Genomic DNA, 5,866 nt, shown 5'->3' with positions numbered 1-5,866 from the left:
GTCGGCGGGGGCCGCGGGGGCGGGCGGGCTCGCGGATCCGGCGGGGCTCGCGGGCATGGCCGGGCTCGCGGGCTCGGCGCTGCTCATGGGCTCGGCCGGGCTCGCGGGCTCGGCGCTGCTCATGGGCTCGGCCGGGCTCGCGGGCTCGGCGGTGTCCTTGCGGAAGTCCACCCGGGGATCCTGACCGGCCGTCGGCGCCGGGGCCGTGGGCGCTGCCGCCGCGGTCACGCCCTGCTCCCCGTCCGCTCCCGGGCGCCCGTCCGTGCCCGGATCCTCGGCCATGCCCGGGTCCGCACCCTCGCCCGCGACCGCGGGCGACTCCGGCCCCGGGACGGACGGCTCGGACTCGGACTTGGACACGGGACTCCCCCAACCCACCGGAACGGGCATCAGCTCGGCGCTCGGCACCATGGCTCGGACCCGAACGGGCCCGATCTGAACGGTCGCGCGACTTTACCCGATCTTTCCGAACACCTGCCCGGCCTCCCCGGCCCGTCCCCGGCCTCCGGGCCCCGGACTCGGTCGCGGGCTCAGCCCCGGGCCAGGACCTCGCCGTGCAACATCGAGAACCAGCCGTCCCCGGCGGCGCTCCACTCCCGCCAGCCGTCCGCGACCCGGTCCAGCTCGTCGCGCTCCGCGAAGCCCCGCTCGACCGCCGTCCGGCCCAGCGCGGTGCCCGTCACCCGGTCCGCCCACATCCCGCCCCACCAGGCGCGCTGCTCGGGCGTCGCGAACGTCCAGGTGGAGGCGCTCGTGGTGACCTCGGCGAAGCCCGCCGCGCGGGCCCAGGACAGCAGCCGCCGGCCGGCGTCCGGTTCCCCGCCGTTGGCGCGGGCGGTCCGCCGGTACAGCTCCAGCCAGCGGTCCAGCGCGGGCACCTCGGGGAACCAGGTCATCGAGGCGTAGTCGACGTCGCGGACCGCGACCACCCCGCCCGGCGCCGTCACCCGCCGCAGCTCGCGCAGCGCGGCCACCGGATCGGCCACGTGCTGGAGCACCTGGTGGGCGTGGACCACGTCGAACTCGCCGTCCCGGTAGGGCAGTCGGTGCACATCGGCGCGCTCGAGGACGACGTTGGACAGGCCTCGCCCGGCGACATGCCCGGCGGCCTGCTCCAGCACCTCGGCGGAGGTGTCCACCGCGACCACCCGCCCCTGCGGGCCGACCAGCCCGGCCAGGTCGGCGGTGATCGTGCCGGGGCCGCAGCCGACGTCCAACAGGGCCTGTCCGGGCCGCAGTTCGGGCAGCAGGTAGCCGGCCGAGTCGGCGGCGGTGCGGGAGCGGTGCGAGCGCAGTACGGCCTCCTGGTGGCCGTGGGTGTAGACGGCGGCGGGCTGCGGTCCGGTCATGGGGTCCCCCCTGGGCGCGGTCGACCGCGGTGCTCCGCGGCGCCTCCGACGCTACTCCCCGTCCCGCATGACGAGAAGATCCGTCTCAGGATGCGGCCCGGGTGGAGCCCGGCCGGACCCGGCCGCCGTACCGTGGAGACGCCCCCGACAGAACGGTCTCCGCCCATGCCCGGCCCGCGCCCCCACGTCCTGCTGAGCGCCGCCGTCTCGCTCGACGGCCACCTCGACGACGCCTCCCCCGAGCGGCTGCTGCTCTCCAACGCCGCCGACTTCGACCGGGTCGACGAGGAGCGCGCCGCCGCCGACGCGATCCTGGTCGGCGGCAACACCCTGCGCACCGACAACCCGCGGCTGCTGGTCAACGACCCCGGGCGCCGGGCCGCCCGGCTGGCGGCCGGCAAGCCCGAGCACCCGCTGAAGGTGACGCTCAGCGCGAGCGGCGATCTCGACGCCGGCCTGCGGTTCTGGCACACCGGCGGCGCCCGGCTCGCCTACACCACGGACGCCGGGGCGGCGGTGCTGCGCCCCCGGCTGGACGGGCGGGCCGACGTGGTCGCGCTGGGCGGGACGGTGGACCTCGGCGCGGTGCTGGACGACCTCGGCGCCCGCGGGGTGCGCCGGCTGATGGTCGAGGGCGGCGGCGCCGTGCACACCCAGTTCCTGGCCCTGGGCCTGGCGGACGAGCTCCAACTCGCCGTCGCCCCCCTGCTGGTGGGCCAGGCCGAGGCGCCCCGCTTCGTCCGCCCGGCCGCGTTCCCGGGCGGCCCGACCCGGCGGATGCGACTGCTGGAGGCACGTACCGTGGGCGACGTCGTCCTGCTCAGGTACGCCCCGAAGGAGCCCGCGCCGTGACCCAGTCCGCGTCCACCGACCTCGACCACCTGCGCCGGGCCGTCGAACTCTCCCGCCGCTGCCCGCCGTCCGAAACGGCCTTCTCGGTCGGCGCGGTGGTCGTCGGCGCCGACGGCATGGTGCTGGCCGAGGGCTACAGCCGGGAGGCGGACCCGCACGACCACGCCGAGGAGGCCGCACTGGCCAAGCTCCCGGCGGACGACCCGCGGCTGCGCGGGGCCACCGTCTACAGCTCGCTGGAGCCCTGCGGGCAGCGCGCCTCGCGGCCGGTGCCGTGCGCCCGGCTGCTCGTCGCGGCGGGCGTGCCGCGGGTGGTGGTGGCCTGGCGCGAGCCGGACCTGTTCGTCACCGACTGCCAGGGCACCGCGCTGCTGACGGCAGCCGGGGTCGAGGTGGTGGAGCTGGCCGAGCTGGCCGAGGAGGCCCGCGCGGTCAACGCCCATCTGCTCGATTGATCTTTTGTATCATCTAGAAACAAAGAGCTCGCATTCTCCGGCTCTCCCGCCGGCACACCCCGAGGAGCCGCCCCATGCCCGCCACCCCCGTCCGGCTGACCGCCCGCGCCGTCCTCCTGGACATGGACGGCACCCTGGTCGACTCCGACGCCGTGATCGAGCGCTGCTGGAACCGCTGGGCCGAGCGGCACGGCCTGGACCCGGCCGAGGTGCTCTCCGTCGCGCACGGCCGCCAGGGCCATTCGACCATGGCCGCGCTGCTGCCCGAACGCCCGGTCGAGCTCAACCTGGCCGACAACGAGCGGATGCTCGCCGAGGAGCGCGCCGACACCGAGGGCGTCGTCCCGGTGCCCGGCGCCGCCGCCTTCCTCGCCTCGCTGGCCGGCCTCCCGCACGCCCTGGTCACCTCCGCCGACCAGCCGCTCGCCCGGGTCCGGATGGCCGCCGCGGACCTCCCGCTGCCGCCCGTCCTGGTCACCGCCGAGTCCGTCGGCGCCAGCAAGCCCGACCCCGAGGGCTTCCTCAAGGGCGCCGCCGCCCTCGGCTTCGCCCCCGCCGACTGCCTCGCCTTCGAGGACTCCGGCGCCGGCATCGCCGCCGCCAAGGCCGCCGGCGTCCGCGTCGTCGGCATCGGCCCGCGCGCCCTGTCCCACCACCCGGACGCCCACGCCGACACCCTCACCCCCGTCACCGTCACCGCCACCCCCGACGGCCTCCTCACCGTCACCATCGGCTGACCCCGGAAACACCGGACCGCCCGGGCCCGCGACGACCACGGGGCCCGGGCGGTCCGGCGACGCACCACCGGCCAGACGTTGCAGCGGCACCTCCGCCACTCCGCTGCGACCTGCGGAAACGCTGCCCCTGACGGCCCAAGTCAGCACGGGGTCAGCACGGTGAATCGAACTCGCGGCCAGCCCTCAGTAGCGGTAACGGGCGGCCAGAACGATGATCTCCCGGTCCGTCACCAAGTAGACGAGGCGGTGCTCATCGTCGATCCGCCGCGACCAGGCCCCGGGCAAGTGGTACTTCAGCGGCTCGGGCTTGCCGATGCCGGTGAACGGGTCGCGCAGCACGTCCTCGATGAGCTTGTTGATGCGGGCGAGCATCTTGCGGTCGCTCTTGAGCCAGGAGGTGTAGTCCTCACAGCCGGTCTCCTCGAAGACGAGCCTCACGCGGCACCCTTCTCGCCATCCGCCGCGTCAGGGTCGATGAGCTCAGGTCGAAGACCAGCGCCAAGTCAGCACGGAAAAGGGATCGGGGCCCGCCTCAAGGGAGGCGGGCCCCGTCCGACCTGCGCATGTGACAGATCGATCCATCTCAAAGCAATCAAACGATCACACGTTGAAGCGGAACTCCACGACGTCGCCGTCCTGCATGACGTATTCCTTGCCCTCGATGCGGGCCTTGCCCTTGGCGCGGGCGTCGGCGATGGAGCCGGTCTCGACCAGGTCGGCGAAGGAGATCACCTCGGCCTTGATGAAGCCCTTCTGGAAGTCGGTGTGGATGACTCCGGCGGCCTCGGGGGCGGTGGCGCCCTTCTTGATGGTCCAGGCGCGGGTTTCCTTGGGGCCGGCCGTCAGGTAGGTCTGGAGGCCGAGGGTGGCGAAGCCGACCCGGGCGAGGGTGGCCAGGCCGGGCTCCTCCTGGCCCATGGACTGGAGGAGCTCCAGGGCCTCGGCGTCGTCCAGCTCGATCAGCTCGGACTCGATCTTGGCGTTCAGGAAGATCGCCTCGGCCGGGGCGACCAGCTCGCGCTGGGCGTTCTTGAAGTCCTCGTCGGCCAGCTCGTCCTCGTCCACGTTGAAGACGTAGAGGAAGGGCTTGGCGGTCAGCAGGTGCAGCTCGCGGATCGGGGCGGTGTCGAAGCCGGCCTCGAAGAGGGTCTTGCCGGTCTCCAGGATCGCCTGGGCCGCCTCGGCGGCGGCCAGCACGGGGGCGGTGTCCTTCTTGAGGCGCGCCTCCTTCTGGAGCCGCGGCAGGACCTTCTCGATGGTCTGGAGGTCGGCCAGGATCAGCTCGGTGTGGATGGTCTCGATGTCGTCCTTGGGCGACACCTTGCCGTCCACGTGCACCACGTCCGGGTCCGTGAAGGCGCGCACGACCTGGCAGATCGCGTCCGACTCGCGGATGTTGGCGAGGAACTTGTTGCCCAGGCCCTCGCCCTCGCTGGCGCCGCGCACGATGCCGGCGATGTCGACGAAGTCGACGGTGGCCGGGAGGATGCGCTGGGAGCCGAAGATCTCGGCGAGCTTGGCCAGCCGCTCGTCCGGGACACCGACCACGCCGACGTTCGGCTCGATGGTGGCGAACGGGTAGTTGGCCGCCAGCACGTCGTTCTTGGTCAGGGCGTTGAACAGGGTCGACTTGCCGACGTTCGGCAGGCCGACGATTCCGATCGTGAGCGACATGAAGCGCAGTCCCGTGGGCTTGGAGGAGTTGGGTCGGCACCGTACGGGCCGACCCCCAAGTCTACGGGCAGCCCCCGCTCCGCCTCACTCCTCGGTCGCCGCCGTCCGGGGCTCCAGGAACTCCAGCCGGTTGCCCAGCTTGTCGTCGGCGTAGAAGCGCCGGTGGCCGGGCAGGTTGTCGTCCCAGGTCACCGGGTGGCCGTGGGCGGCGAGGCGGTCGGCGAGCGCGTCCAGGGAGCGGACCAGGATGCCCGGGTGCCCCTTGCGGGACGGGCGGAAGTCCGGCGCCACGCCCAGGTGCACCTCGACCCCGCCGCCGCGGAACCAGCAGCCGCCGCGGGCGGCCAGCACCGGCGGCTTCGCCAGTTCGGTCATGCCGAGCACGCCGGACCAGAACGCGCGGCACTCGTCCTCGGCGCCGGCCGGGATGTCGAGCTGGACGTGGTCGAGCCGCTCGAAGGTGAAATCGGTCATGTTCTTCCCCCGTGACGGGCCCCGCGGACGGGCCCGGTGATCGCCGAGTGTCGGCTCGGCCCGCAGGTCAGCCGACCTGAGTGACGATCACATCACTACTCCGTCCGGAGACACGGGGCAAGACCTGAACGGTCCATTACACAGTGTGGCGATGATCGGACCGTACGTTGGGCGGGTGGAGCAGAGCATCCGTACCCAGCCGCCAGGGCCCAGACGCCGTCCGCCGACCGGCGCGGCCGCAGCCTCCGTCCCCGGCCCAGGCCGGGCTCCCGAGACCGCCGGAGCCCCCGCCGCACCCGCCCCCGCCTCCCGGCTGCGCCCGGTG

At 73.9% G+C, this 5,866-nt stretch carries 5 protein-coding genes and 2 pseudogenes; 2 read left to right on the top strand and 5 right to left on the bottom strand.

Features of this window, described 5'->3' with window-relative positions; translation table 11 throughout:
• Positions 1-360: pseudogene (locus AB0E96_RS37220) on the bottom strand (hypothetical protein); the annotation flags it as partial.
• Between the two features lie 170 nt (positions 361-530).
• Positions 531-1,349, bottom strand: a complete 819-nt coding sequence (locus AB0E96_RS37215; RefSeq protein WP_359830655.1) for a methyltransferase domain-containing protein — start codon at positions 1,347-1,349, stop codon at positions 531-533.
• Between the two features lie 165 nt (positions 1,350-1,514).
• On the opposite strand from AB0E96_RS37215, the pseudogene AB0E96_RS37210 reads away from it, so the two are divergent.
• Positions 1,515-2,656: pseudogene (locus tag AB0E96_RS37210) on the top strand (dihydrofolate reductase family protein).
• A gap of 74 nt (positions 2,657-2,730) precedes the next feature.
• Complete coding sequence (locus tag AB0E96_RS37205; protein ID WP_359830653.1) at positions 2,731-3,393, top strand: HAD-IA family hydrolase; 663 nt, start codon at positions 2,731-2,733, stop codon at positions 3,391-3,393.
• Between the two features lie 183 nt (positions 3,394-3,576).
• Here AB0E96_RS37205 and AB0E96_RS37200 read toward each other — a convergent pair whose 3' ends face one another.
• The 3 genes from AB0E96_RS37200 to AB0E96_RS37190 all read right to left on the bottom strand — a co-directional run bounded on the left by AB0E96_RS37200 (position 3,577) and on the right by AB0E96_RS37190 (position 5,541).
• Positions 3,577-3,831 (bottom strand): Txe/YoeB family addiction module toxin, encoded by a 255-nt coding sequence (locus tag AB0E96_RS37200; RefSeq protein ID WP_359830651.1) that lies wholly within the window; start codon positions 3,829-3,831, stop codon positions 3,577-3,579.
• A 162-nt stretch (positions 3,832-3,993) separates the two neighbouring features.
• Entirely contained in the window at positions 3,994-5,067 is a 1,074-nt protein-coding gene (gene ychF, locus AB0E96_RS37195) for a redox-regulated ATPase YchF (protein WP_359830649.1), read from the bottom strand.
• An 84-nt stretch (positions 5,068-5,151) separates the two neighbouring features.
• Complete coding sequence (locus tag AB0E96_RS37190) at positions 5,152-5,541, bottom strand: VOC family protein (RefSeq protein ID WP_359830646.1); 390 nt, start codon at positions 5,539-5,541, stop codon at positions 5,152-5,154.
• Positions 5,542-5,866: the final 325 nt, after the last annotated feature.

The organism is Kitasatospora sp. NPDC036755, from assembly GCF_040636595.1.
Classification (GTDB): Bacteria; Actinomycetota; Actinomycetes; order Streptomycetales; family Streptomycetaceae; genus Kitasatospora.
Note: the sequence above shows the minus strand (reverse complement) of the source record. Positions and strands in the feature narration are given on the sequence as shown.